General features: G+C 34.6%; 24 protein-coding genes and 1 riboswitch. Of the genes, 3 read left to right on the top strand and 21 right to left on the bottom strand.

The features are described from left to right. Window positions 1-79 precede the first annotated feature (79 nt). Window positions 80-532, bottom strand: coding sequence for a D-aminoacyl-tRNA deacylase (gene dtd / locus RM542_RS05845; RefSeq protein WP_311384777.1), 453 nt, complete (start codon window positions 530-532; stop codon window positions 80-82). After that, window positions 532-1,482: a ribosome small subunit-dependent GTPase A gene (gene rsgA, locus RM542_RS05840; RefSeq protein ID WP_311384776.1), complete on the bottom strand. Its 951-nt coding sequence runs from the start codon at window positions 1,480-1,482 to the stop codon at window positions 532-534. Before rsgA ends, dtd begins: the two co-directional genes overlap by 1 nt. A gap of 107 nt (window positions 1,483-1,589) precedes the next feature. Here rsgA and RM542_RS05835 point away from each other — a divergent pair, with 107 nt between their 5' ends. After that, entirely contained in the window at window positions 1,590-2,027 is a 438-nt protein-coding gene (locus RM542_RS05835; protein ID WP_311384775.1) for a hypothetical protein, read from the top strand. 65 nt (window positions 2,028-2,092) lie between these two features. Here RM542_RS05835 and RM542_RS05830 read toward each other — a convergent pair whose 3' ends face one another. Beyond that, window positions 2,093-2,767, bottom strand: a complete 675-nt coding sequence (locus tag RM542_RS05830) for a head GIN domain-containing protein (protein WP_311384774.1) — start codon at window positions 2,765-2,767, stop codon at window positions 2,093-2,095. A 72-nt stretch (window positions 2,768-2,839) separates the two neighbouring features. Between RM542_RS05830 and RM542_RS05825 the strand changes: the two genes are divergently transcribed. Then, window positions 2,840-3,466 carry a hypothetical protein gene (locus tag RM542_RS05825; RefSeq protein ID WP_311384773.1) on the top strand — a complete coding sequence of 209 codons (627 nt, stop codon included), beginning with the start codon at window positions 2,840-2,842 and terminating at the stop codon, window positions 3,464-3,466. A 51-nt stretch (window positions 3,467-3,517) separates the two neighbouring features. On the opposite strand, the gene RM542_RS05820 is transcribed toward RM542_RS05825, so the two are convergent. The 4 genes from RM542_RS05820 to RM542_RS05805 form a co-directional block, all read right to left on the bottom strand. Further along, a complete protein-coding gene (locus RM542_RS05820) occupies window positions 3,518-4,600 on the bottom strand; it encodes a bifunctional 3-deoxy-7-phosphoheptulonate synthase/chorismate mutase type II (protein ID WP_311384772.1) in 1,083 nt (360 codons plus the stop codon). 62 nt (window positions 4,601-4,662) lie between these two features. Further along, window positions 4,663-5,520, bottom strand: coding sequence for a prephenate dehydrogenase (locus RM542_RS05815; RefSeq protein ID WP_311384771.1), 858 nt, complete (start codon window positions 5,518-5,520; stop codon window positions 4,663-4,665). A gap of 32 nt (window positions 5,521-5,552) precedes the next feature. Continuing rightward, window positions 5,553-6,698, bottom strand: a complete 1,146-nt coding sequence (locus RM542_RS05810; RefSeq protein WP_311384770.1) for an aminotransferase class I/II-fold pyridoxal phosphate-dependent enzyme — start codon at window positions 6,696-6,698, stop codon at window positions 5,553-5,555. Beyond that, complete coding sequence (locus RM542_RS05805; protein ID WP_311384769.1) at window positions 6,695-7,525, bottom strand: prephenate dehydratase; 831 nt, start codon at window positions 7,523-7,525, stop codon at window positions 6,695-6,697. Before RM542_RS05805 ends, RM542_RS05810 begins: the two co-directional genes overlap by 4 nt. Before the next feature lie 321 nt (window positions 7,526-7,846). Between RM542_RS05805 and gldA the strand changes: the two genes are divergently transcribed. Then, entirely contained in the window at window positions 7,847-8,740 is an 894-nt protein-coding gene (gene gldA / locus RM542_RS05800; RefSeq protein ID WP_311384768.1) for a gliding motility-associated ABC transporter ATP-binding subunit GldA, read from the top strand. Here the strand turns inward: gldA and RM542_RS05795 are convergent. The 14 genes from RM542_RS05795 to RM542_RS05730 all read right to left on the bottom strand — a co-directional run bounded on the left by RM542_RS05795 (window position 8,737) and on the right by RM542_RS05730 (window position 25,033). Then, on the bottom strand, window positions 8,737-9,396 hold the full coding sequence (locus RM542_RS05795; protein WP_311384767.1) for a hypothetical protein: 660 nt from the start codon (window positions 9,394-9,396) through the stop codon (window positions 8,737-8,739). The two genes, gldA and RM542_RS05795, sit on opposite strands and share 4 nt — an antisense overlap. A gap of 17 nt (window positions 9,397-9,413) precedes the next feature. Next, window positions 9,414-10,451 (bottom strand): serine hydrolase domain-containing protein, encoded by a 1,038-nt coding sequence (locus tag RM542_RS05790; protein WP_311384766.1) that lies wholly within the window; start codon window positions 10,449-10,451, stop codon window positions 9,414-9,416. Window positions 10,452-10,591: 140 nt separating this feature from the next. Beyond that, window positions 10,592-11,404, bottom strand: a complete 813-nt coding sequence (locus RM542_RS05785) for a head GIN domain-containing protein (protein ID WP_311384765.1) — start codon at window positions 11,402-11,404, stop codon at window positions 10,592-10,594. A gap of 8 nt (window positions 11,405-11,412) precedes the next feature. Beyond that, a complete protein-coding gene (locus tag RM542_RS05780) occupies window positions 11,413-12,513 on the bottom strand; it encodes an acyloxyacyl hydrolase (RefSeq protein ID WP_311384764.1) in 1,101 nt (366 codons plus the stop codon). A gap of 55 nt (window positions 12,514-12,568) precedes the next feature. After that, window positions 12,569-13,831, bottom strand: coding sequence for a MutS-related protein (locus RM542_RS05775; protein ID WP_311384763.1), 1,263 nt, complete (start codon window positions 13,829-13,831; stop codon window positions 12,569-12,571). A gap of 191 nt (window positions 13,832-14,022) precedes the next feature. Continuing rightward, on the bottom strand, window positions 14,023-14,202 hold the full coding sequence (locus RM542_RS05770) for a hypothetical protein (protein WP_311384762.1): 180 nt from the start codon (window positions 14,200-14,202) through the stop codon (window positions 14,023-14,025). 71 nt (window positions 14,203-14,273) lie between these two features. After that, on the bottom strand, window positions 14,274-15,227 hold the full coding sequence (gene metF, locus RM542_RS05765; RefSeq protein WP_311384761.1) for a methylenetetrahydrofolate reductase [NAD(P)H]: 954 nt from the start codon (window positions 15,225-15,227) through the stop codon (window positions 14,274-14,276). Between the two features lie 118 nt (window positions 15,228-15,345). Next, window positions 15,346-18,096, bottom strand: coding sequence for a methionine synthase (metH, locus tag RM542_RS05760; RefSeq protein WP_311384760.1), 2,751 nt, complete (start codon window positions 18,094-18,096; stop codon window positions 15,346-15,348). Continuing rightward, on the bottom strand, window positions 18,096-18,377 hold the full coding sequence (locus RM542_RS05755; protein WP_311384759.1) for an antibiotic biosynthesis monooxygenase: 282 nt from the start codon (window positions 18,375-18,377) through the stop codon (window positions 18,096-18,098). Before RM542_RS05755 ends, metH begins: the two co-directional genes overlap by 1 nt. After that, window positions 18,374-19,372: a homocysteine S-methyltransferase family protein gene (locus tag RM542_RS05750; RefSeq protein ID WP_311384758.1), complete on the bottom strand. Its 999-nt coding sequence runs from the start codon at window positions 19,370-19,372 to the stop codon at window positions 18,374-18,376. Before RM542_RS05750 ends, RM542_RS05755 begins: the two co-directional genes overlap by 4 nt. A gap of 77 nt (window positions 19,373-19,449) precedes the next feature. Further along, window positions 19,450-19,552: riboswitch (SAM riboswitch) on the bottom strand. Window positions 19,553-19,697: 145 nt separating this feature from the next. Further along, window positions 19,698-20,759: an NAD(P)/FAD-dependent oxidoreductase gene (locus RM542_RS05745; RefSeq protein ID WP_311384757.1), complete on the bottom strand. Its 1,062-nt coding sequence runs from the start codon at window positions 20,757-20,759 to the stop codon at window positions 19,698-19,700. Next, window positions 20,756-21,574 (bottom strand): uroporphyrinogen-III C-methyltransferase, encoded by an 819-nt coding sequence (cobA, locus tag RM542_RS05740; protein ID WP_311384756.1) that lies wholly within the window; start codon window positions 21,572-21,574, stop codon window positions 20,756-20,758. The genes RM542_RS05745 and cobA overlap by 4 nt, the downstream gene beginning before the upstream one ends. A gap of 1 nt (window position 21,575) precedes the next feature. Continuing rightward, window positions 21,576-23,666 carry a HEPN domain-containing protein gene (locus RM542_RS05735; RefSeq protein ID WP_311384755.1) on the bottom strand — a complete coding sequence of 697 codons (2,091 nt, stop codon included), beginning with the start codon at window positions 23,664-23,666 and terminating at the stop codon, window positions 21,576-21,578. Between the two features lie 119 nt (window positions 23,667-23,785). After that, the gene (locus tag RM542_RS05730) at window positions 23,786-25,033 is read right to left on the bottom strand and encodes a GTP-binding protein (protein WP_311384754.1); all 1,248 of its coding nucleotides are present in this window, start codon (window positions 25,031-25,033) and stop codon (window positions 23,786-23,788) included.

Here is a 25,033-nt window from a genome sequence, read left to right as displayed (position 1 = left end):
GTGGTTAGGTTGGTTAGTACCTTAACGAAAAACTGCCAAGATTCTTACAAAAAAGTAGGAAAAAACGATAAAGCTTTCTTTACTCTTTGTTTTTAGTATCTATGATAATTGTAACTGGTCCATCATTTAACAAGTCAACTTTCATATCAGCTCCAAAAATACCAGTTCCAACATTTTTACCTAAATCCGTTTTCAATTGACCTATAAAACTCTCATAAAGCGGTATGGCTATATCTGGTTTTGAAGCCTTCATATAAGAGGGTCTATTTCCTTTTTTAACGGCCGCATGCAAGGTAAATTGACTAACAACAATAGCGTCGCCATTTGCTTCTAATATAGATTGATTCATGATACCTTCAGAATCATTAAAAATTCTAAGATTTGCTATTTTTCTTGAAAGCCAAATAATATCTTCTTGGCTATCTTCATCTTCTATTCCAAGTAAAACTAACAAGCCCGTATCAATTTGAGAAATGACATTTTCTTCAACGGTAACGCTCGCTCTAGAAACTCGTTGTATAACTGCTCTCATCAATCACTTTTATAAATATCCACACGATAATTTTCATCTTCACCTAAAATCATTTGCAAATAACTTCTATACCTGCTCCAAGCGATTTTATCATTATCCAAGGCTTCTTTAACAGCACATTTAGGCTCATCAACATGTAAACAATCATTAAACTTACAAAAGCCTTTTAAGGCAAATAATTCTGGAAAGTAATCACCAATTTCATAATTTTCCATATCAACAATACCAAAACCTCTTATACCTGGCGTATCAATAATTTTAGCTCCAAAAGAAAGATCATACATTTCAGCAAAAGTGGTGGTATGTTGACCTTGAAGGTGTTGCTCAGAAATTTCGGCTGTTTTTAGCATTAAATTCTTTTCAATAACATTGACTAATGTTGATTTACCCACCCCCGAATTACCAGAAAACATACTAATTTTGTCTTTCATTAGGGTTTTTACCTCTTGAACATTTTCTCCTTTCTTTGCAGACAATTCAATACACCGGTAACCTATTTTTCTATACAATTTTACTAGGGATGAAACTTCTTCTTTTTCTTCTTTACTGTAAGTATCAGACTTATTAAAAAGCAGTATTGCAGGTATTGCATATGCTTCTGCGGTAACTAAAAATCGATCAATGAAACTTGTATAGGTTACGGGGTTATTTAAAGTAACCAATAAAAATACTTGGTCAAGATTAGCAGCAATAATGTGTGTTTGCTTTGATAAGTTGACCGACTTGCGAATAATATAATTTTTACGGTCTTTAATTTCAGAGATAATTCCAACTTCTTCATCTCCATTTTTCTCTAGACTAAAAGTTACCAAATCACCAACAGCTATGGGATTGGTGCTCTTAATTCCTTTAATTCTAAACTTCCCTTTTATGCGACAATTATAAAAATCACCCTCCTCCGATTTAACGGTGTACCAGCTTCCGGTCGATTTATACACGATTCCCTGCATCAAAAGGTTTGTTCATAACAATTCATACAATAACAAAGAAACAATTTTCTTTTCTTAAAAATTGGTATTAAAATTGATAAGTCTTAATCAACAAAAACATATCAATTATGAAAAAAGTACTTTTTATTGCCTTTGTTGCTCTATTAGCAACATTTGAAATGAACGCTCAACAGTTCAAAGTTATCACTAGTGTTGAATCAATTGTACCTAATGGTTTAGGAAGATCAAGAATTGTGAATGCCATCGAAGAGAAAGATTACAAAGAATATACTAGTGTACAAACGGACGAGGACAATACTAGAAACAAATCAAAAAGAGGCGAAATTCGTGTAAAAAACTTTGAAGAAACTAAGCTTTTGAACTTTTTTAATATTGGAGGTATCCGTTTTCAAAACATCGCAGCAAATGATGCTTTATTAACTTCAATGATTAATGACATGGTTGCCAATGGATGGGAACTTGCTTTTGTTACAAGTGCTGTTGAAAGTGCAGGCAAAGGTGATAATCAAGGTATTTTTATTACGAGATATATCTTTAAAAAATAACCCTTCTTTCTCCAAAAAAAAAGCCTCTCATTTCTGAGTGGCTTTTTTTGTTTTACATCTGATGGTTAATCAATTATACGTACTCTACCACCTACAAATGTTTTCTTATTCACCTTTTTAGGTTTACCGTAAACCGTTACATCACCTCCGGCCTTTACATTTACATCAATTCTGTCTGATGCGAATACTTCTGCTTCTCCACCAGCTGATATTTTTACATCTGCAACGGCAGTTTTTAAATCACGACCTTCAAAGATTCCACCGGTATTTAATACAATTGTCTGATTTTCTGCCAAACCAGAGGCTTCAATAATACCAGCTGTAACGGCACGCATCTCTGCATAATTCACATCCATACCTATCGTAATCTTAGCACCTTCTTGGACTCTAAGTTCAATTTTATTCTTATCTATCAATTCATTACATGTGATATGCGCACCTTCATTGGCATCAATCACATCCACATTTGTATAATACACTTCTATAAAAGTATCTTCACCCGTAAACTTTTTATCCAATTGCATACGGAGTTTCAGAATACCATCTTTATTCGCCCAAGTAATATCTTCCGTATTTCTTCCTTTTATAGTAATTCGATTTTCTTCTGATTGTATCAAATTGACCTCAATCAAGTCAAATACTTTGATTTCATTAAATTCTCCAACTTCCGTATCTATTGTTCTTTGAGCGTAGGTAGTAAGGGTAAATAATGCCAGGCAAATAATATGTATTGATTTCATTCTAGTGTTTTTTTGTTTCTTAAGAGATGAAGCATAAGTTGTTTTGTTACAGTTAAAGTAAATTTTAGTGGCATGTTTCTTGATATTCTAGAAGAAACCATTGTTATGAAATTATTCTCTTTGTATTTATTTTTTATCCCATTATTATCATTCGGACAATTTTTGAATCCATTAGACCAAAATTATGAATCATTAAAAAATGAAATAACTTTTTCAAAGTCTTCAAAAAAACTACATCCATCCTTATTAGGAGGAATCAAAAATGAGTTGACAGGAGCTGCTTTACTTTCTTTTGGGATTGTTCCTCAGCAGCGAAAACCATTTTTATTATTCTCAAGTTCTTCTCAAAAAGTTAAGAACCAACTTTTTTATTTTAGTTTGACCACAAACAAAAGAGAAGATTTTTTAATTGATAATTTTGATCGTTTCTTTCGAGGAGCATCTTCGCCAAAAGAATTTTTATTATTAAAACTTAATGTAAGGAAAGACCGTCGCTATATTTTTAAAGAAAAAGGAAGTTGGAGAACAAAAATAGCTTCACGCGCAATACCTTTTACTTTTGAAGAAACAGAAGTAGGGATATTTACTGTCAAACCAAATCACAAATTGGAATCGGGTGAATACTGCTTTGTTCATCAAGACATTTTAACTAATCCTAGTTTTAATGATTTTGCCTTCTTTGATTTTTCAATAGAATAAAAAAGCCATTTCTTACAAAATGGCTTTTTTAATTAACATTATCTAAATCTTTTAGGCTTTTAAAATTCGCTCTTGGTGATTTATTGATTCTTGGTGGATGGCTTTAAACATTCTTAAAACAAACTCTTCACTCAATCCTTTACTTTCACCTTCTAATATCATTTTGCCTAAAATGGCATTCCAACGGTTTGATTGTAATACCGCGACATTCTTCTGTTTTTTTAATTCTCCAATACCATCAGCAACTTTCATTCTCTTCCCAAGTGTCTCGATAAGTTGATTATCAATAACATCTATTTGAGTTCTAAGATTACTTAATTTAGAGTTGTATTCAGCCTCTTTATCGTCTTCTTTACGAATTTTTAAATCTTCCATAATCTGAACTAAAGTATCCGGTGTTACCTGCTGAGCTGCATCGCTCCAAGCGTTATCGGGATCAAAATGTGTCTCAATCATTAAGCCATCAAAATTTAAATCCAATGCAGTTTGAGACACATCAAAAATCATATCTCGCTTACCAGTAATATGTGATGGGTCATTTATTAATGGTAAATCAGGGAACCTATTCTGAAATTCAATAGCTAATTGCCATTCCGGAATATTTCTGTATTTAGTCTTCTCATAGGTAGAAAAACCTCTATGTATTGCACCTAACTTTTTAATACCAGCAGTATGCAATCTTTCAATACCACCTAACCACAAAGCCAAATCAGGATTTACTGGGTTCTTAACCAAAACAATTTTATCAGTGCCTTCTAAAGCATCTGCTAAATCTTGCATTATAAAAGGGCTAACAGTTGAACGAGCACCAATCCATAACAAATCAACATCATGCTCTAAGGCCAATTCAACGTGAGCCTTATTCGCTACTTCTGTAGCGGTCTTTAAACCAGTTTCTTCCTTTACTTTCTGAAGCCATTTAAGACCAATTGCACCTACACCTTCAAAATTACCCGGACGGGTTCTCGGCTTCCAAATACCAGCTCGGTAATAATTAACATCAGTATCTTTTAGCTCATGAGCTATTTTCAATACTTGTTCTTCAGTTTCTGCACTGCATGGTCCTGCAATTACTAATGGATGAGGCAACGCCATATCATCCAACCATGTTCTCATCTCTTTTGAATTTTCCATAGGTACTCTTATTCTCTGTTTATTTCCACTTCGCTTAAACCAGCTTAGTATGTTTGTTGTTATTACTTGGTTAACGGTATTCCGTTTAAAATTTGCTTGATTTTATTGGTATTATTCATTTCACTGTAGACCCCTTCAAAATCATTCTTTTCAATCATCTCTTTAAAATGTTCTAGATTTTGAATGTATTCCGCTAAGGTCTCAATCACATTATCTTTATTTTGCTCAAAAATGGGTGTCCACATTGCTGGAGAACTTTTTGCAAGCCGCACTGTACTTTCAAATCCACTACCAGCCATGTCAAAAATATCACGTTCATTTTTTTCTTTTTCAATAACCGTCTTTCCCAACATAAATGAACTTATATGTGACAAATGAGATACATAAGCGATATGTTTATCATGAGCTTCAGCATTCATATATCGTATACGCATACCCATAGCTTGAAACAATTGCAAAACTTTTTCTTGCAGCTTAAAAGCTGTTTTCTCTACTTCGCAAATAATGTTTGTTTTGCCGTCATATAAATTCTCAATAGCAGCCTCTGGTCCTGAAAATTCTGTCCCTGCGATTGGGTGACATGCGAGAAAATTTCTTCTTTTGGAATGGTTTTCGACCACTTTACAAATCAAAGTTTTGGTAGAACCGGCATCAAAAACCACAGTATCTTCTCCGGCAGCATCTAATATTTTTGGTAACTCCTTAACTAAAACATCAACAGGAATCGCTACTAATACCATATCCATTATAGCCAGCCCATCATAGTTTGTTTTTTTATCAATCAACCCTAAATCAAGGGCTTTTTTAAGATGGGCTTCATTAGCATCAAAACCATAAAGTTCAGCAGCGGGGTAAATTCGTTTCACATCTTTTGCAAAAGAACCACCTATTAATCCAACACCAATTATTGCTACTTTCATAAGCCATATATAACCCTTCCAAAAGGAATTAATTACTCAAATCTTTTAATTGCCTCTCTTATTTTTTCTTCTTTTACGCAAAGTGAAAATCTAATATAACCTTCGCCATTACTACCAAAAATGGTGCCTGGTGCTATAAAAATATCTTTTGAGTAAAGCAAATTGTTTACAAAATCTTCAGCTTTGACTGACCCTTTCGGTAATCGAGCCCAAACGAACATACCTACCGCATCTTTGTCATAAGTTGCTCCAATTTTATCTATTAATTCGTACATCAAATTTCTTCGACTACGGTAAACTATATCTAATTCTTGAAACCACTCTTTGCCGCTTTCAAGAGCCGCAATAGCTCCTTTTTGAATCCCATAAAACATTCCAGAATCCATATTACTTTTCACTTTCAAAATAGCCTTGATATTCTCTTCATTACCTAAAACCATTCCAACTCTCCAGCCAGCCATGTTAAAAGTTTTACTTAGACTATTTAATTCTAAACAATGACCTTTAGCACCTTTAACAGAAAGCAAACTAATCGGGTCTTCAGTCAACACAAAACTGTAGGGGTTATCATTAACTAATATTATCTTATGTTCTGTTGCAAATCTTACCAACTGTTCTAATTGTTCTTTAGAGGCGGTCGCTCCTGTAGGCATATGCGGATAACTACACCACATGAGTTTTACTTTAGATAAATCTTGTTGACCTAAAGCTTTTAAGTCTGGAAACCAAGCGTTCTCGGCATTTAAATCATAGGTCCTTGGTATCGCTTCGACCAGTTTCGTTACTGCGGCATATGTTGGATAGCCTGGGTTCGGAATCAACACTTCATCTCCTTTATTCAAATAGGCCATGCTTATATGCATGATACCCTCTTTAGAACCCATTAAAGGTAAAATCTCGTTCACTGGGTTTAAAGAAACACCAAACTTTAAATCATAAAACTTCGCTATAGCTTCGCGCAGTTTTGGTAAGCCTTGGTAGCTCTGATATTGATGCGCACCAACATCACTAATAGCATCTTTCAACACTTGTAAGACTTTTGCAGATGGCGCCAAATCAGGACTACCGATACCCATATTTATAATTGGCTTGCCATCATCTATCAAACCTCTTACCTCTCTTAATTTTTTAGAGAAGTAATACTCCTGAACCGATTTTAATCTATCTGCAGTTATCATCCTTTTCTCGCATTTTTATACTCGCCTAAAATTCTTAAATCTTCAGACATAATCTTTAACAAGGCTTTTCCTTTTTCAAAGTCTTCATACTTATCAAAAGTAACATCAACAAAAAAGGCATATTTCCAAGGAGTTTCTATTACTGGTAAAGATTGAATCTTGGTTAAATTCATATTACAATCACTCATAACATTTAAAACGGTTGCCAAACTGCCTCTTTTGTGATCAGTGATGAATCGCAATGAAGCTTTATTAATTTCTTTTTTTGGTAAAACCTTATTCTGTTTTTTCAGAATGATAAAGCGGGTGGCGTTATTTTTAATGGTTTGAATTTCAGGACTGATGATTTCTAAATCATACAATTCCGAAGCAACTTTAGGTGCAATGGCACCAATAGTTCTTAAATTTTGCTCTTGAATTCTTTTCGCAGTTTCAGCTGTATCAACATCTTCTACTAATTTAATTGTAGGGTATTGCTTGAAAAACTCCTTACATTGTAATAGTGCCATCGGATGAGAATGCACCTCGACTAATGATTCAATTGATACGCCTGGTTTTACCATTAGATTATGATGAATACTTAAATAATGTTCACCTATGATATGCAGATTGTTGTGATATATCAGATTATAATTCGGAATAATTGATCCTGCAATTGAATTTTCAATGGCCATAACGCCTTTATCAGCTGTACCTTCTATCAAATGCTCAATAAGTTTGTCAAAGGACAAACACTCCACCAAATCAATGTCGTCTCCAAAAAAGTCCTTAGCGACCTGATGATGATTACTCCCCTTTATTCCTTGTATGGCTACTTTAAGTTTCATTCAATAAAAAAGTCCCGATGTTATATCGGGACTTCATTTGTTTTTTATACTTGGTGTATACTACAACAGTCCCGTACTTCCTTTAAAAAAGAAGTAGAAATAAAATCTGTTCCAGAAATACGTGTTTGTCATTTCGTTATAATTCCTGGCTAAGATTAGGCAATACATTGAGAAATCAAAGATAGTGCTCAAGTTTTCAGAATTTTTTTAAGAATTTCAGTATTCGCTGAAAATAAATATGCTTAATTCTATTTTTTTTAAGAATATCGAAACGAATAATTAAGAATAGAAAATCTTATTTTTGAAATCAAATTCCATTTCATGTCCATATTTGTTGAAAATATTACCAAAACCTTTGGGAATCAAAAAGCCTTAAATGCTATTTCTTTTTCTATAAATAAAGGAGAAATTGTTGGGTTTTTAGGCCCTAACGGGGCAGGTAAGTCGACCATGATGCGTGTGTTAACAACATACCACCAGGCAGATTCTGGCAAGGCCAAGGTCAATAATTTTGATGTGAATGATGAAAAAAGTAAGGTTCAAAAAAATATTGGCTACCTGCCGGAGCACAATCCCTTGTATTCAGAAATGTACGTTAAAGAATATCTGGCCTTTAATGCAGATGTCTACAAGGTGGCTAAAGAGCGAATTGGTGTTGTTATTGAACAAACAGGATTAACTACTGAAGCTCATAAAAAAATAGGACAATTATCAAAAGGATATCGCCAACGCGTTGGTCTAGCAGCGGCTCTATTACATGACCCGGATGTACTTATTTTAGATGAACCAACTACCGGTTTAGACCCCAATCAACTTATTGAAATAAGAAAACTGATTCGTGAAATTGGTAAAGAAAAAACCATTTTACTTTCAACACATATCATGAAGGAAGTAGAAGCAGTTTGCGACCGAGTTATCATCATAAATAAAGGGGAATTGGTTGCGGACAAAAAATTGGAAGATTTAAGAGAAGATGAGCAACAAATCATTGAAGTAGAATTTGATTATCGTGTTGAGGAAGTTGTGCTCAACAAATTACCACACGTAGTAAGTGTTACAAATACTGGTGGTTTTGTATATGACATCACCTTTAATACGTCAAAAGACATGCGCCCTGCAGTTTTTGACTTTGCTCATGATAACCAGTTAAAAACGCTTCAGCTTAGTAAGAAGAATAAAAATTTAGAAAGTCTCTTTATAGAGTTAACATCTTAAATCCTTTTTTTATCTACCCAAAAGGCTAATCCTGCCAGTATTAAAAAAGAAGCAAGTGCAGAAAAGGTCAATGCTTTTAAATCATTGTTAGCTGGTAACACATAATAGTTCAAATAATTAACTCCTATTAAAAATAGAACAAGACCAAAAGCTCCATATTTGCCCAGTTTAGTTTTAGCAACAGTTTGCTTCAGATAATACCAAAGTCCCAGTGCTAATAAAACTGCTTCTAAAATAAAAGTAGCAGCCTTGTTATGCCATAGACCAAAGCCAAAATAGGGTTCTTCATAAAGCAATGGTAAATCAGGGGTATGAACAAATAGGTCGGCAAACCAATGCGATAGCACTCCTAAGCCCAATACTATTGCCACTCTTTTACCTAGAGATCTTTTACGACCCCAAATCAAAAAATATATTCCACCAAAAATTAAAGCCCAAACTACACTACCTAGCAAACTGTGGGTAAACGGAAATTCCATTTTAAAATCATTAGTTTGAGTAAAACCAGGAATAAATTCCATAGACTCTAGGCCCCAAAGAGCGAAAGGAAAAAATAGAATGTCAACAAATTGAACAGCCACAAACAACCAACCTAGCGAAGAATTCTTTTCTTTTCCTTTTAATGCAAATGCTGCTGCATAATGACCTACAAACATATTTTCAATTTTTTAAATTAGACCATCTGCGCTAAGATGCTTTCTATTGCCTTATCAAACTCCTTTTGCACTTTTGAATCTGTACAATTTACTAAAATAGAAACCACCATTTCTTCTTCAGGATAAATAAATAGGTTGGTATAAGCTCCAACATTACTTCCTACATGCCCAACAAAAGACCTCCTTTCTTTATCCTTACTTACTTGAAATCCTAACCCATAATAGGTTGAATTGTTATTGACTATTTGGGCGCTCAATAATGCGCTATAGGTTTCTGGTTTTAAAAACTTCTCTTCTAAAACAGCTTGACCCAATTTGGTAATATCTTCACATGTAGCCAAATAACCACCACCTGCTAGTTTATAAAAATTATTTACAGGGATTGCCTTTTTGAACCCGATTGGAGTTTTGGTGTAAAATTCGGCTTGGTTCTGAATTCGACTTGAACTATCGGTTTTATTTTCTGAGGGAGGAAAGGTGTTTAACATTCCAAGTGAAATCAAAATCTTTTCTTTAACATATTCTTCAAAAGGAATTCCACTGGCTTCTTGCATTGCCAAAGAAAGTAAGACAAAATCAAAGCTATTATACAGATACCCTTTTCCTGGTGCGAAAACTAGGGGGTCATTCTCAAATACTTGAATACTTTCTTTTATAGTGTATGGTTGGTTTAATGCAAATTCTTTTCCTCTATAAGCACGAATACCTGCGGTATGACTAGCCAATTGTTTTAGTGTAAAATCAAATTGTTTGGAAGGGAAATAAGGTACGTGCTTATAAAAAGAATCATCCCAATCTAAAATGCCTTCTTCAACCATTTTACCAAAGGCTAGACCAGTTATGCATTTTGATATACTAGCAGTTCTAAAAATAGTTTCTTTAGGATCTACTTGAGTTTTAGTTTCAATATCCGAATAACCTAAGCCTTTTTGAAGCAGCGTTTCCCCATTTTTTAAGATGGTTATTGCTAAACCGGGCACCCTTTTCTCCACAACAAGATTATGCAAAATAGCTTCACTCCTATCTATACCTAATAAACCCTCTAAAGATTTCACTTTTGGAGTATTTGTGAAAAGGTTTTTTAAATATGTAACTAGTGAACTCACATTATGATTTTGTCATTTCGAACATAGTGAGAAATCTAAAGAATCAAAAAAGAATCTTCATTTCATTCAGGATGGAATGCAAACATTAATTAATCTCTAAATAGTAATCTCCCGTTAAAAAGTTCTTCTACTTCAATTTCAGGCGGACGGTTACTACTTATAACATCTCCATAACCTCTAATGGTACCAGAAATTCGTTGTTGAGGATTCACAAAAATATCGTTAGAACCGCGGTGATTTAAACCAACATTTTCTGCTATTAGACTATCCGCTTCAATCCTTGAATCACCAGCAGCTATGAAAATATCAATATTTTCGACACTACCCTGAAGTTTAAAAAATGCTATACCATTAGTTAGAATAGAGATATTTTCCGAATCAAGTTCTAAATTGAACGAACCGTCTGTTGTTTCTGTCTCTGGCTGACTAAAACTTTCTGACAATAAACTTATATCTGAATAGTTTAAAACCCCATCACTTGAAATTAGGCCTCCAGTACTGCTTCTTATTTCTGAAATATTGGGAGCGGTTAAGTATATAGTTGTTAGCCCATAATCGCGAACATAATTACAGCTATTTTCATTGCGTAAGATTAAACGACTGCCTTCCACTATGGCACTAATATCATTTAATAAAAATTCGCCGGTTTCAATTTCTATTTTTTGTGTGGTGCCTTGTTTTACAACCACGTTCAAATTTTCAAAAACTGTAATTGTAGTAAATGCAGCTACATCAACTTCAACCCGAACTATATCTCCCGAATTTTGAAAGCAGTCAGAGGCATTTTCGGAGTTACAGCCTAGAATAAAAAAAGAATTTACCAGTAATAGAAATACGTAGAAAAGGCCTCGACTCCGCTCGACCTGACGGGCATTTTTGATTAAAATTCTATTATCTAACATATATAAATCTATAATCGTATTCCTATACCAAATTCAACCGCTTCAGCTGCAGCAGCATGAGATTTTAGGGTAACACTACCAAACATTTTATCTCCAAAATAGCGTTTTAACCCTATTCTATTATACACCTTACCTTCAAAATCGAAAGGGTAATACACGTAATACCCCAATTGCGTGATAACACTCATTTTATTAATGAATAATTCATGACCCACAAATAAACCTACCCTTTTAAAATCAGTATCTGGGGCCACTTCCATTTCAGGAAAAGAGATGCTTTGAAAGCGAATTAATTCTTTTAAAAAATTAGAAAAGAAAACATCAGCACCTAATTGTAGGGCACTTTTTCTACCTATTCTTTTATCGGCATAAGCCGAGAAAATGGCAAAGCCATACTGCCCTGAACCAATAACATCGCTTTCATTAATACCTGCCCTTAGCACCAAATTGTATTTTAAAGGCTCGGTTAGCTTTTTTTTAGGTTGTTTTGGAATAAAATCATAAACAATACCGCCATCTAAATCATAGGTCAGACCAAAATTTAAGGCAGCTGTATTGGTTGATGTATTTGGAGCTCTAAAATTAGCATTGGAATAATGAATAAGGGAAAGACCAGCTTTAAAACCCAAACCAGCTATCAAATTCTCTTTATGATAGTTCAACATCATCATAGTAGAACTTAAAAAATCTGACCCGTAAGCGTTATTTCTAAAGTTGGTGTTTTTATCGTAGGGATTGGTCGTGTATGCTATTCCCTGCCCTATTCTAAACTGTACATTGCGTTTTAGAAAATAAAAATTATAGTGTGCATACAGACCAAAATTCTGACCCAAAACTGGGTTTTTCATATTTTGATAAGCAAAGGTAAACCCAGTATCAGGATACCCATAATCACCCTCCCAAGCTTCTTTGCCGTAACGTTTTCTATTAAATCCAAGAATAAAACCCCCAGGATGTTCTGTTATTAAATGTGAAATATCAGGGTTGTGTAAAAGTATTGAACCATTAAATTGGCTTAAATCAAGAACATATTTTCTTGGGTTATCGGCTTCTTGAGAAAAGCAACAAAGGGCAGAAAAAAGAAGACAGTACAGAAACTTTAGATTCATCTATACCAAAAGTAAAACTAATCCCTATTTAATGTTGAAAGTTTGGCAGGCTTTTTTAATTCAACAGTTTATATAATCCTTCTTTTTCAAAAAGAATTCTACCAACTTTTATATCAGACCATCCTTTTTTGAGTTGGTAGGTAAATGTTGGTATGTTTTCAATTAATTGGCAATCGATAAAATAGTTTTCTATTTGTGGATTTGAAACACTTTTTAATTCCTGTATATGGGTAGAAATAAAAAAATAGGAATTATCAAATTTACTTAACCCATTTATGGTCGTTTTACAAATTTCAAAACCATCTTCAACATTGGTACCACTAAAAAGTTCGTCAAAAACTGCAAAACACCTTTTATCTTTGGATGCTTCCTCTGCAACTTTTTTTAAATTCATTACCTCTGTCATAAAATGACTATAACCATTTAAAATATCATCATTTCTATTGATTTCAATTGAAAAGAAATCACAAAAAGGAATTTCTCCAACCGTAGCTGGAATAGCAATTCCTAAATGACCAAAATACATACAAAGCCCAACTGCCTTGAGAAAAGTAGATTTACCTGACATGTTAGGACCATTCAACACAATTACATTACTCTTAGTTTCAATATTATTTTTAACGGGGTTTTCTAAAAGAGGATGATAAAAATTTAGTAACCTAATTTTCTTCTTCGTGAAATTCGGATAAATAAATTGATTATTTTTTATTCCTAGACTAATTGAAAGGTATGCTTCAAATTGAAAAAAGGCTTGCCAAAAAGTTAATATCGAACCGTTACTTCTCAGTTCATTTATTTTTTCGGTCAGCTCAATTATATGACTATCCTTTAATCTTCTCTCTCTAATTATTAATTCATATTTAATTAGTTCAAAATTTGAGAAAAAATTTGATATTAATTTGATTTGGGACAAGTAAGCTTTTGGGAAAAGGTTTAAGTCTAACCTTGTTATATATTGTGAATTTAGGCGATGAAAAAACAATATTAATTGGTTGAACTTACTGACATACCTTGTTTTCTCTTGTTTCGAAGCGAATAATTTATACTTAATTTTTTGTCTTGATAAATCTTCGACTTTTTCTTCAGTTAAAAAAGAATGAACTTCTTTCAAATAAAGAATTGTATAGGAATATTGTCCTAATATTTTTTGGTTGTTAGCAAATCCTTTTAAGATATTTTGCCGAAGTTCAATTTCAGTAATAGACTGCAAAGGGCTATTAAGAATATCAAGAATTTTACTCTTTGTAAATGTATTCAGAGAATAATCGAATAACGGCAAAACTTCTTTCTCAATATTTAAGTCTTTTAAGTTATTCATTTCTATTCTTTACTTGGAAGATAAGGCTTAAGTAATGATTTTAAATCGGTAATACTAAAGTTAGCGAAAAGAGATTGAGTTTAGGAATTCCAGCAGGATTTCTTGAGCAGCTTAGCAAGAATTATAGCTAGTGTTGTGTTTTCATCATTTTTGTTGTCTTTAGAATTGCAACTCAGGATTGTTCGAATTAATTACTTTGATTTTTTCCATCCAATTAAAAGGAATATTATCCCGCCAAGAATCATTATAAAATAAAATGGAGAAATACCTAGCCCACTAGTATATTCATCCCAAATGCTGAACATCCCAAGAAAAATTATAAAACCAGCAGCTATTTTAGACCAATTGGTTGATTTTCCTTTACCTTTCATGGATTACTTTTATGTATTGGAAAATTAGTACAACACCTAAATATATGCAACTTTTGGGTTCAGGTAAGCTCTTAAAAAACTTCTATAGCTATTGCCTTTATATTATCAGATTTACCCATAGAATAATAATGCAAAACAGGCACGCCTGCAGCTTTGAGTTCTTTAGATTGTTCAATAGCCCATTCTACCCCTACTTGCCGAACCTCTTTATTGGTAGCACATTGCTCCACAGCGTCAACTAAATCCTCAGGAATATCTATGCGAAAAACTTGCGGGAGTAATTGTAAATGTCGTTTTACAGCCAAAGGTTTAATACCGGGTATAATAGGTACTTTTATGCCCATACTTTTGGCAGCATCAACAAATTCAAAATACTTTTTATTGTCAAAAAACATTTGAGTAACTACATAATCCGCACCAGCGTCCACCTTTTCTTTTAATCGTTTTAAGTCTGATGTTAAAGAAGGGGCTTCTAAGTGCTTTTCTGGATAACCTGCTACCCCAACACAAAAATCTGCACAGTCGTCGGTCTCTATAACCTCATGCAAGTATTTACCACAGTTTAAATCTTGTATTTGTTTTACCAAGCTAGTCGCATAAGGATGACCTCCTTTTGTGGCCTCAAAATACTTTTCTTCACGCATGGCGTCACCACGCAGCGCCATTACATTATCAATGCCCAAATAATGGCAATCTACAAGCAAATATTCAGTTTCTTCTTTGGTAAAGCCACCACAAAGTACATGCGGGACGGTATCAACGTCATACTTATGTTTGATAGAAGCGCAAATACCAACGGTACCTGGTCGCATTCGGGTCAGTTTTTTATCTAAAAGTCCATCTTTATCAATATAAACGTACTCTTCACGTGAAGTAGTTACATCAATAAAAGGAGGTTTGAACTCCATTAATGGGTCAATATTGCTATATAATTCTTGGATGTTCCGACCCTTAACCGGTGGAATTATTTCAAAACTAAATAGTGTTTCGCCCTTTGCCTTTTTTATATGGTCTGTTACTTTCATGAGCCCCCTAGCCCCCAAAGGGGGAATTTTAAGTTAGAAATTTTCAACTGTATTCTGTTTTTCATTCTGTATTTGTTATTTAATCTATCCAACACTAATAGTGTCCCCCCTTTGGGGGTTAGGGGGCTTCCGCAATATTTGGTGCTAGCCATTTTTTAGCCATCTCTAATGCAATACCTTTTCTGACTGCAAAGTCATTTACTTGGTCTTCTTTTATTTTTCCTAAACCAAAATATTTTGCCTGAGGATTCGCAAAGTAATACCCACTAACACTAGCAGCTGGCCACATGGCCAAGCTTTCTGTTAACTTTACTCCAATCTTTTCTTCTACTTGCAACAGTTTCCAAATGCTTAATTTCTCCAAATGGTCCGGACAGGCCGGATAACCTGGGGCCGGACGTATACCTTTGTAAGATTCATTAATTAAATCCTCATTACTTAAGTCTTCATTAGCGGCATAACCCCAATGCTTGGTACGAACTTCTTTGTGCAAATACTCAGCAAAAGCCTCTGCAAGTCTATCTGCCAATGCCTTAATCATAATTGCACTATAATCATCTAAATTTTTTTCAAATTCTGCTGCCAACTCTGCAGTACCAAAACCAGTCGTAACACAAAAACAACCTATATAATCTTGAATACCCGTTTCTTTTGGTGCTATAAAGTCGGCTAGAGCATAATCAGGAACTCCAGCCCTTCGCTCTAATTGCTGACGGAGGGTTCTAAAAATGGTCTTCTCTTCTTCCTTGTTCTCAACACCTCCTTCGACCGGTTCAGGATGACAGCTCGAACTGACGGAAATTGGGTCAACCTCAATATCATCATGGTTGATGGTATTTGCAGGAAATAAACCAAAAATAGCTTTGGCCTTAAGTTGTTTCTCTGTAATGATTTTATCAAGCATGACTTTGGCATCGGCAAATAATTCGGTGGCTTGTTCGCCAACAATCTCATCTTTTAATATCTGAGGGTACTTTCCATGTAAATCCCAACTTCTAAAAAAGGGTGACCAGTCGATAAAATCAACCAATTTCTCCAGTTCTAAATTCTCAATAATTTGAATACCTAGTTCCTTTGGTTTAAATATCTCAGCAGTGGTCCAATCAATTTTAAACTTATTGACTCTGGCCTTTTCGATAGATTTATATTCTTTTTTCTTCGTTCTTTTTAAAAACTTATCTCTAAAAACTTCGTAATCGAGTTTTAAATTTTCTTTATAAGCATCAGCACTGTCCTTTTTAAGTAAGTCGCCCACAACAGTAACCGCTCTTGACGCATCATTTACATGGACTACAGCGCTATGATATTGAGGGTCTATTTTTACTGCAGTATGTGCTTTACTTGTTGTTGCACCACCAATTAATAAAGGTACTTTAAACCGCTGCCGTTCCATTTCTTTGGCTAAAAACACCATCTCATCAAGTGAGGGTGTTATGAGTCCGCTTAATCCAATAATATCAACATTATGCTCGATAGCGGCATTAATAATCTTTTCTGGAGGCACCATCACCCCTAAATCTACAATCTCATAATTATTACAAGCCAATACCACACTCACAATATTTTTACCAATATCGTGAACATCTCCTTTCACAGTCGCCATTAATATCTTGCCTTCACCTTTTGAATCAGTATTCTGGGGGTTTTTCAGTTTTTCCTCTTCAATGTAGGATTCCAAGTAGGCTACAGCTTTTTTCATTACTCTAGCAGATTTTACCACTTGCGGCAAAAACATTTTTCCGCTGCCAAATAAATCGCCAACTACGTTCATACCAGTCATTAAATTACCTTCAATAACTTCAAGGGGTTTTGATGCACGTTGGCGTGCTTCTTCAATATCTTCAATAATATATTGATCAATACCTTTTACTAAAGCTCTTGTTATTCGGTTTTGCAAGGGTTCTTCACGCCAAGACAAATCAACCGTACTTTCTTTGGCCTTGCCAACAACTGTTTCAGCAAAATCGAGCAATCTTTCTGTGGCATCATCTCTACGGTTAAGAATAACATCTTCTACATGTTCTAATAGGTCTTTTGGAATATCATCATAAACCTCGAGCATAGCAGGGTTAACAATACCCATATTCATTCCTGCATTGATGGCATGATATAAAAAAACAGAGTGCATGGCTTCTCGAACAGGATTATTTCCTCTAAATGAAAAGGAAACATTACTAACACCGCCACTTACGATGCAATGCGGCAAATTTGCTTTAACCCAGCGTGTTCCCTCAATAAAATCAAGGGCATTTAATTTATGCTCATCCATACCTGTAGCTACAGGGAAAATATTGAGGTCAAAAATGATATCTTCTGGAGCAAAATTGACTTTATCTACTAAAACACGATAAGAACGTTCTGCAATTTCTATTCTTCGTTCAAAGTTATCCGCTTGTCCAACTTCATCAAAAGCCATAACTATTACAGCTGCTCCGTATCTTTTTATCAATTTTGCTTGGCGAATGAACTCTGATTCACCTTCTTTAAGGCTAATTGAATTCACTACACATTTACCTTGAACGACTTGAAGACCAGCTTCAATAATTTCCCATTTAGAACTATCAATCATAATTGGAACACGGGCGATGTCTGGTTCGGCGATAACTAAATTTAAAAATTTAACCATGGCATGTTTACCATCAATTAAACCATCATCCATATTAATATCGATGATTTGGGCACCGCCCTCAACCTGATGTCTTGCTACTTCTAAGGCCTCATCAAATTTATTTTCTTTAATGAGTCTCAAAAACTTCTTGGAACCAGCGACATTAGTTCTTTCTCCAACATTTACAAAATTAGTTTCAGAAGTTATCACTAACGGTTCTAGACCCGAAAGCTTCAAATATTTTGATTTTTGTTCTGTCATCAACTGTAGTGTAAGACCTCTGGAAAGGGTTCATAAAAATGATGGAGTAAATTCTTCCATGCTTGATATTCCTTTGATTTTCGAAAGCCTTGTTCATGGTCTTCAATGGTTTCCCAATTAACAAGTAGGATATATTGATTTTCTTTTTCAACACATTTTTTCAATTGATGATTGAGATATCCCTTCATCTGAGAAATAATCAAACTAGCCTTCTGAAAATTTAGTTCAAATTCTAAACTCATTCCGGCTTTAATCTGTAAAACAGCGACTTCTAAAATCATACGTTTACTAGTTTTAAAGGTCTAGGCTCAAATTCTTTTGCAACCTCTGCAATCGCGCTAATATGTTCTGGAGTAGTGCCGCAACAACCGCCAATAATATTAACTAAGCCTTTCTCTACATATTCCTTTATTTGAGCGGCCATTTGTTCAGGGGTTTCATCGTATTCTCCAAAGGCATTTGGTAATCCAGCATTAGGGTGTGCTGATGTGAAATGATTAGATTTTGCAGAAATCACCTCTAAGTGAGGCACTAATTGTTTAGCGCCTAAAGCACAATTAAAGCCTACCGATAAGATTGGAATATGGGAAATTGAAATTAAAAATGCTTCAGCTGTTTGACCAGATAGTGTTCTACCTGATGCATCGGTAATAGTGCCACTTACCATAATAGGCACATCAATATTACGTTCTTCTTTCACCTCTTCAATGGCAAACAATGCTGCTTTAGCATTTAAAGTATCGAAAATAGTTTCAACCAACAAAATATCTGCGCCACCATCTAGCAAAGCCTCAACTTGTTGTTTATATGCAATTCGTAATTCGTCAAAAGAAACCGCTCTAAAACCAGGGTCATTTACATCTGGTGACATGCTTGCTGTTTTATTGGTTGGCCCAATACTACCAGCCACAAATCGTGGTTTATGAGGTTCATTTTCAGTAAACTCTTGAGCAACTTCTTTAGCAATACGTGCAGATTCATAATTGAGCTCGTAAACCAATTCTTCCATATGATAATCGGCCATGGCAATAGTAGTGCCCGAAAAAGTATTTGTTTCCACAATATCAGCCCCAGCTGCAAAATACTTTCGATGGACCGCAGCAATAGCTTTTGGTTGAGTTAGGGATAATAAGTCGTTATTGCCTTGTAACGGATGTTCCCAAGCCATAAAACGCTCACCTCTAAAATCTTCTTCACTAAATTTATAACGCTGAAGCATGGTGCCCATGGCGCCATCTAAAATCAATATTCTTTTATTCAGTATTTCCTTAATCATGTTACAATTTTCACGCTTATAGCGTAATTATAAAATTGTATAGATCAAGTAAGGAAAAGGTAAGACTAGCTTTCTTTTGGTTATCTAATCCCAAATTGGGTAGAATGTAGCACCTTCTTTAAAGTTAAAGGGTTGCTAAGGCTTCATTGGGTCTAATCCCTCCGCCTTTCTTGATAACAATTTCAGTTTATAAATGAACTAGATGCAAATTAAAGTCACAGTTTGTTCTTACACAAATTATAGCTTCCTTTTTTTGAATTTTAAGCTTAATAAAAACCCTCTAACCAGCTTTTGAATTAGAGGGTCAATAGCTAATTACTCTTTTTTATAAAATACTCTGTACTACTTCTTTTTTTGCTTCTTTTTTAGAACCATCAAATCCCTCAACTCCTCCAACGGTGGTATATTTCATAATGTATCGTTTACCAGGGTTAATCAGTTGATATGCATATTGGCACATAATTGCCGCTTCATGAAATCCTGATAAGATTAATTTAAGTTTCCCTTCATAGGTATTCACATCACCAATTGCAAAAACACCCGGTATGTTAGTTTGGTAATCTTTAGCGTTATTAACTTTTATTGCATTTTTTTCAAGAGTTAAACCCCAGTTCGCAATGGGTCCTAATTTTGGTGAAAGTCCAAATAATGGTATGAAATTATCAACCTCTAAATAGGTTTCCCCTTTTTCTTGATTATTGTGCTTTATAACAACGGCTTCTAATTTTTCATCTCCATAAAGTTTTTTTACTTCGGCTTCGGTGAATAATTTTATTTTACCAAGTTTAGCTAATTCCGAAGCTTTTTCAACGGAATCTAACGCGCCTCGAAATTCATTTCTTCGATGGACTAACGCAACCTCAGAAGCTACATTTGCCAAGAAGATTGCCCAATCAAGGGCGGAATCACCGCCACCTGCAATGACTACCTTTTTATCACGATATACTTCAGGGTCTTTTACCATATATGCAACCCCTTTGTCTTCAAAATCAATGATATTATTAATTGGTGGTTTACGTGGTTCAAAAGAACCCAATCCGCCAGCAATTACTACTACCGGAGCTTGATGTTGAGTTCCTTTGTTTGTAGTAATGATATAGGAGCCATCTTCTTGTTTATCTAAGGTTTCTGCTCTTTCTCCCAAAGTAAAACCTGGTTCAAAAGGTTTTATTTGTTCCATTAAATTAGAAACTAAATCACCAGCAAGAATTTCAGGAAATGCGGGAATATCATAAATAGGTTTTTTTGGATAAATCTCAGAACATTGACCTCCTGGTTGCGGCAAAGCATCTATTAAATGACATTTTAGCTTTAATAAGCCAGCTTCAAAAACTGTAAATAATCCAGTTGGTCCTGCTCCAATAATTACTATATCTGTTTTAATCATTTCAAATTCGTTTCTAATTCTTGTTTTTTAGCTAATGCCATTAGTTGTTCTCGGTGCCTTACAACTTCACCTATAATTATAATTGCTGGGTTGGACAACTGCTGCTCCCTTGCCTTGGATTCAATCGAAGCAACAGTGCCAATTCCTATTTTCTCTCTTTTTGTTGTGCCATCTTGAATAATGGCGACCGGAGTTTCTGCCTTACCAGCTACTTTGAATAATTCCATAATCTCCGGTAATTTTGACATTCCCATTAGAATAACAACAGTAGCCGAGGATTGCGCTGCCAAGGCTATATCATTTGAAAGCTTATGTTCTTTGGTCGTTCCTGTGATTACCCAAAAACTTTCTGACGAACCTCTTTTAGTCACAGGAATATGCTGACTACCAGGCACTGAAAGTGATGAGGAAATCCCTGGAACAAAATCTACCTTTAGGCCTCGTTCGGCTGCAAATTCCATTTCTTCTGCCCCACGACCAAAAACATAAGGATCACCTCCTTTTAATCGAACAACATGTTTTCCTAATTGACCTCTTTCAACAATTAATTCGTTTATTTGCTCTTGTTGAAAGCTATAGCATCCCTTTTTTTTGCCAACAAAAATTAATTCAGCATTAGGAGCAAATTCAAGTAGTTCTTTATTCACCAAAGCATCATAGAGTACTACTTCTGCAGTTTTTAAAGCCTTAATTCCCTTTAAAGTAATTAATTCTTTATCTCCTGGTCCGGATCCTATAACAGTGAGACGTCCCTTCCTTTCTAAGTTACCTAAAGGAGGTGTATTCTTATTTGAGTTATTTATAGCATATCGCATGTTATACTTCTTGAAGTTCCTGTTTTCTAAATTTTTCAACTTGAATCAAATATTCTTTTGCATCTGCTAAATAGCTTTCGGCGAAAGCTTCATTAGGTTCATTTTTATTTAATTGAAGTACCAATTTTTCAAAACCCCCGTCGACTATAAACCTCCCAGAGGTTACAAATTTTTCGTCAAAATCCTTTATAATACTCGCATGGGTATTGACCTTAGTTTTTTCGGCAGTTAATAAGGCTTTTGCAGAATTAATCATCGATGCATAAGAATAATAAATACTTGCAGCCCATTTACCCTCTTCATAAGCCTCGGATGCACTTTTAATCTTCTCTTCACTTTCATAAAGTAGTGTAGCTATTAAATCAATAACCACACCTGCACATTCCCCAATGCCTATAGCCTTTTCGTAACGTTCTTTATTTCCCCAATCGATAAAATCTTCTTGAGCAAGATTGTCTATAGCGGTTAGAGGTTTTAAGAATTCATAAAAATAATGTTCGCCTTTGGAGCGATAATAATCAGCATAAGACATTCCATTCCCGTTCCTATCAAAATCATCTAGAATTAAACGAAGTGCCTGTGGACCTCTTTTACTTGGTACTTTAACCACTTTATCTGCAAACCGACCTTCTCCATTACCAATGTTACCACCACCCAATAACACTTGAAGAGCGGGTGCCACCAATTTATCTTTAGTTCTTATAGACATACCCTGAAAACCAATATTGGCCATATTATGCTGTCCGCACGCATTCATACAGCCACTAATTTTAATGACTACATCTGAATTAGAAATGTATTGTGGATATTCAGTCTTTATTATTCGTTCTAATTCTACAGCAATGCCTGTGCTACTCGCAATACCTAAATTACAGGTATCCGTTCCTGGGCAAGCGGTAATGTCCAAAGCTTTATTATAACCAGCACTTACAAAACCTAATTTTTCTAATTCAGTATAGAAAAATGGAATAAGTTCTTTTTTAACAAAAGGAATCAAAATATTTTGTCTCAGCGATAATCTGAATTCTCCTGCTGCATAATTTTCAACCAAATCAGATAAGATTCTAGCTTTATCAGTATAAAAATCTCCCAATAGCACTTTAATTCCAATCGCTACAAAACCACCTTGTTTTTGAGGTATTAAATTGGTCGATTTCCATTGGTTGAATTTTTCTTGATTACCAATCTTTACATTAGGTATTGCGGTATTGGCTACTTTTATCTTTGGATAAGACAAGGTATCAATTGGAACTAAAACATGAGGAATAGCTTTTTGCTCTTCAGCTAACAATTTTTTAAACCCCTCAAGACCTAAATCTTTCAGTAAAAATTTCATTCTAGCTTTTGCTCGACTTTTACGTTCTCCATACCGGTCAAACACTCGAATCACTCCATCCATTAGAGGAATAATTTTATCAGAAGACAAAAATTCAAATAAGACATCGGCATGACGTGGTTGAGAACCTAAGCCTCCACCAAGCATAACCTTGAATCCTTTTACGCCCTGTTGTATTTTTGCGATAAAACCTAAGTCGTGCATATAAGACAACCCAGTATCGGCGTCACAAGCAGAAAAGGAAACTTTAAATTTTCTTCCCATTTCTTGACTAATAGGGTTTCTTAAAAAGTACCGAAATAAAGCATCAGCATATGGTGAAACATCAAAAGGTTCATTCACATCTATTCCAGCTGTTTCACTAGCGGTAACATTACGAACAGTATTACCACATGCTTCCCTAAGAGTAACTTCATCTTTCTCCAGCTCTGCCCATAATTCAGGCGTTCGATTTAAATCAACATAATGAATTTGTATATCTTGACGGGTTGTTATATGTAATCTTCCAGTAGAATATTCATCAGATACATCACATATACGTTTCAATTGTTTAGACGAAACTTTACCGTAAGGAAGTTTTATTCGAATCATTTGAACGCCTTGTTGCCTTTGGCCATAAACACCGCGAGCTAAACGAAGACTTCTAAATTTCTCTTCATCTAATTTTCCATTTTGGAACTCGTTGATTTTATGTTCTAATTCTAGAATATCTTTTTCGACTACTGGATTTTCTATTTCTGTTCTAAAACTTTTCATTGTTAGGCTTGACCCCTCAAAAAGAAAGTGTCATTTTATAGTTTCATTAATTTATTTTTCCTATAGGATTACTAGGTTTAAATTGTTTAGTAAGCCTATTCATATTAACGGTTTCAAATTCAATTAATGAAACCTACGCCTGCTGTGGCATTTGTTTGTTCATCGATTAAAATAAATGAGCCATTAGCTTTGTTGGCTACAAATGAATCATAGAAAATAGGCTTACTCAATTTTATATCAATCTCACCTATTTCATTTAAATCTAATTTTCCTTCAGACGGCCTGCTTCCTGAAAAATCTGTGGTAATGGTATTTTTAACCGCCGAAATTTTTGACAAAACACGGTTAGTATTGTGTTGAACAAAATATTTACTACCTGCACGCAATTGTTTATTATCCATCCAACAAACAGTAGCACTTATTTCCTTATTTACAATGGGAAGCTGGTCATTTTTAACTAGCATATCGCCTCTTGTAACATTTACCTCATCTTCCAATGTGATAGTGACTGAACTGCCTGGACTAGCCCTATCAAATACTTTATCATAAAAATAAATTTCCTTAATCTTTGATTTAGTTAAGGACGGCAAAACCGTAATTTCATCTCCAATTTTTAAACTACCTCCATATATTTTTCCAGTAAATCCCCTGAAGTCATGAAACTGTTCTGTTTTTGGTCTAATAACAGATTGAATGGGGAAACGAACAAAGTCAATGTCATTACTAGTGACTGAATCTATTTTCTCTAATCGTTCTAAAACTGTTTCACCATCATACCATGACATGGCCTCACTTTTATTTGCCACATTATCTCCATTTAAAGCACTCACTGGAACATAACTTACATTTTGCTCATCATAAGTACTATTGGTATTTAGTTTTTCGAAATTGGCTTTAATATCTTCAAAAACTTCTTCAGCATAATCTACCAAATCCATTTTATTGACAACAACAATCACCTCTTTAATTCGGAGCAAATTATTGATAAAGAAATGACGGTAGGTTTGCTCTATAACTCCTTTTCTAGCATCAATTAAAATTAAAGCAACCTGAGATGTTGATGCACCTGTAACCATGTTACGAGTGTATTCTATATGCCCTGGTGTATCGGCTATAATGTAGCTTTTTCGTGGAGTTGAAAAATAAATATGGGCCACATCAATGGTAATACCTTGCTCACGTTCAGCTACCAAACCATCTGTAGCTAAAGAAAAATCGAGATAATCATATCCTTTTTTCTCGCTACTTTTTTTAATAGCTTCTAACTTATCGTCTGTTAATGATTTTGTATCGTAAAGTAACCTTCCTATCAAAGTACTTTTACCATCATCAACACTACCGGCTGTTGCAATTTTCAATACGTCCAT

This window comes from Croceitalea sp. P059 (assembly GCF_031846365.1).
Lineage (GTDB): Bacteria > Bacteroidota > Bacteroidia > Flavobacteriales > Flavobacteriaceae > Croceitalea > Croceitalea vernalis.
This window is presented reverse-complemented; position numbering and strand designations above follow the sequence as displayed.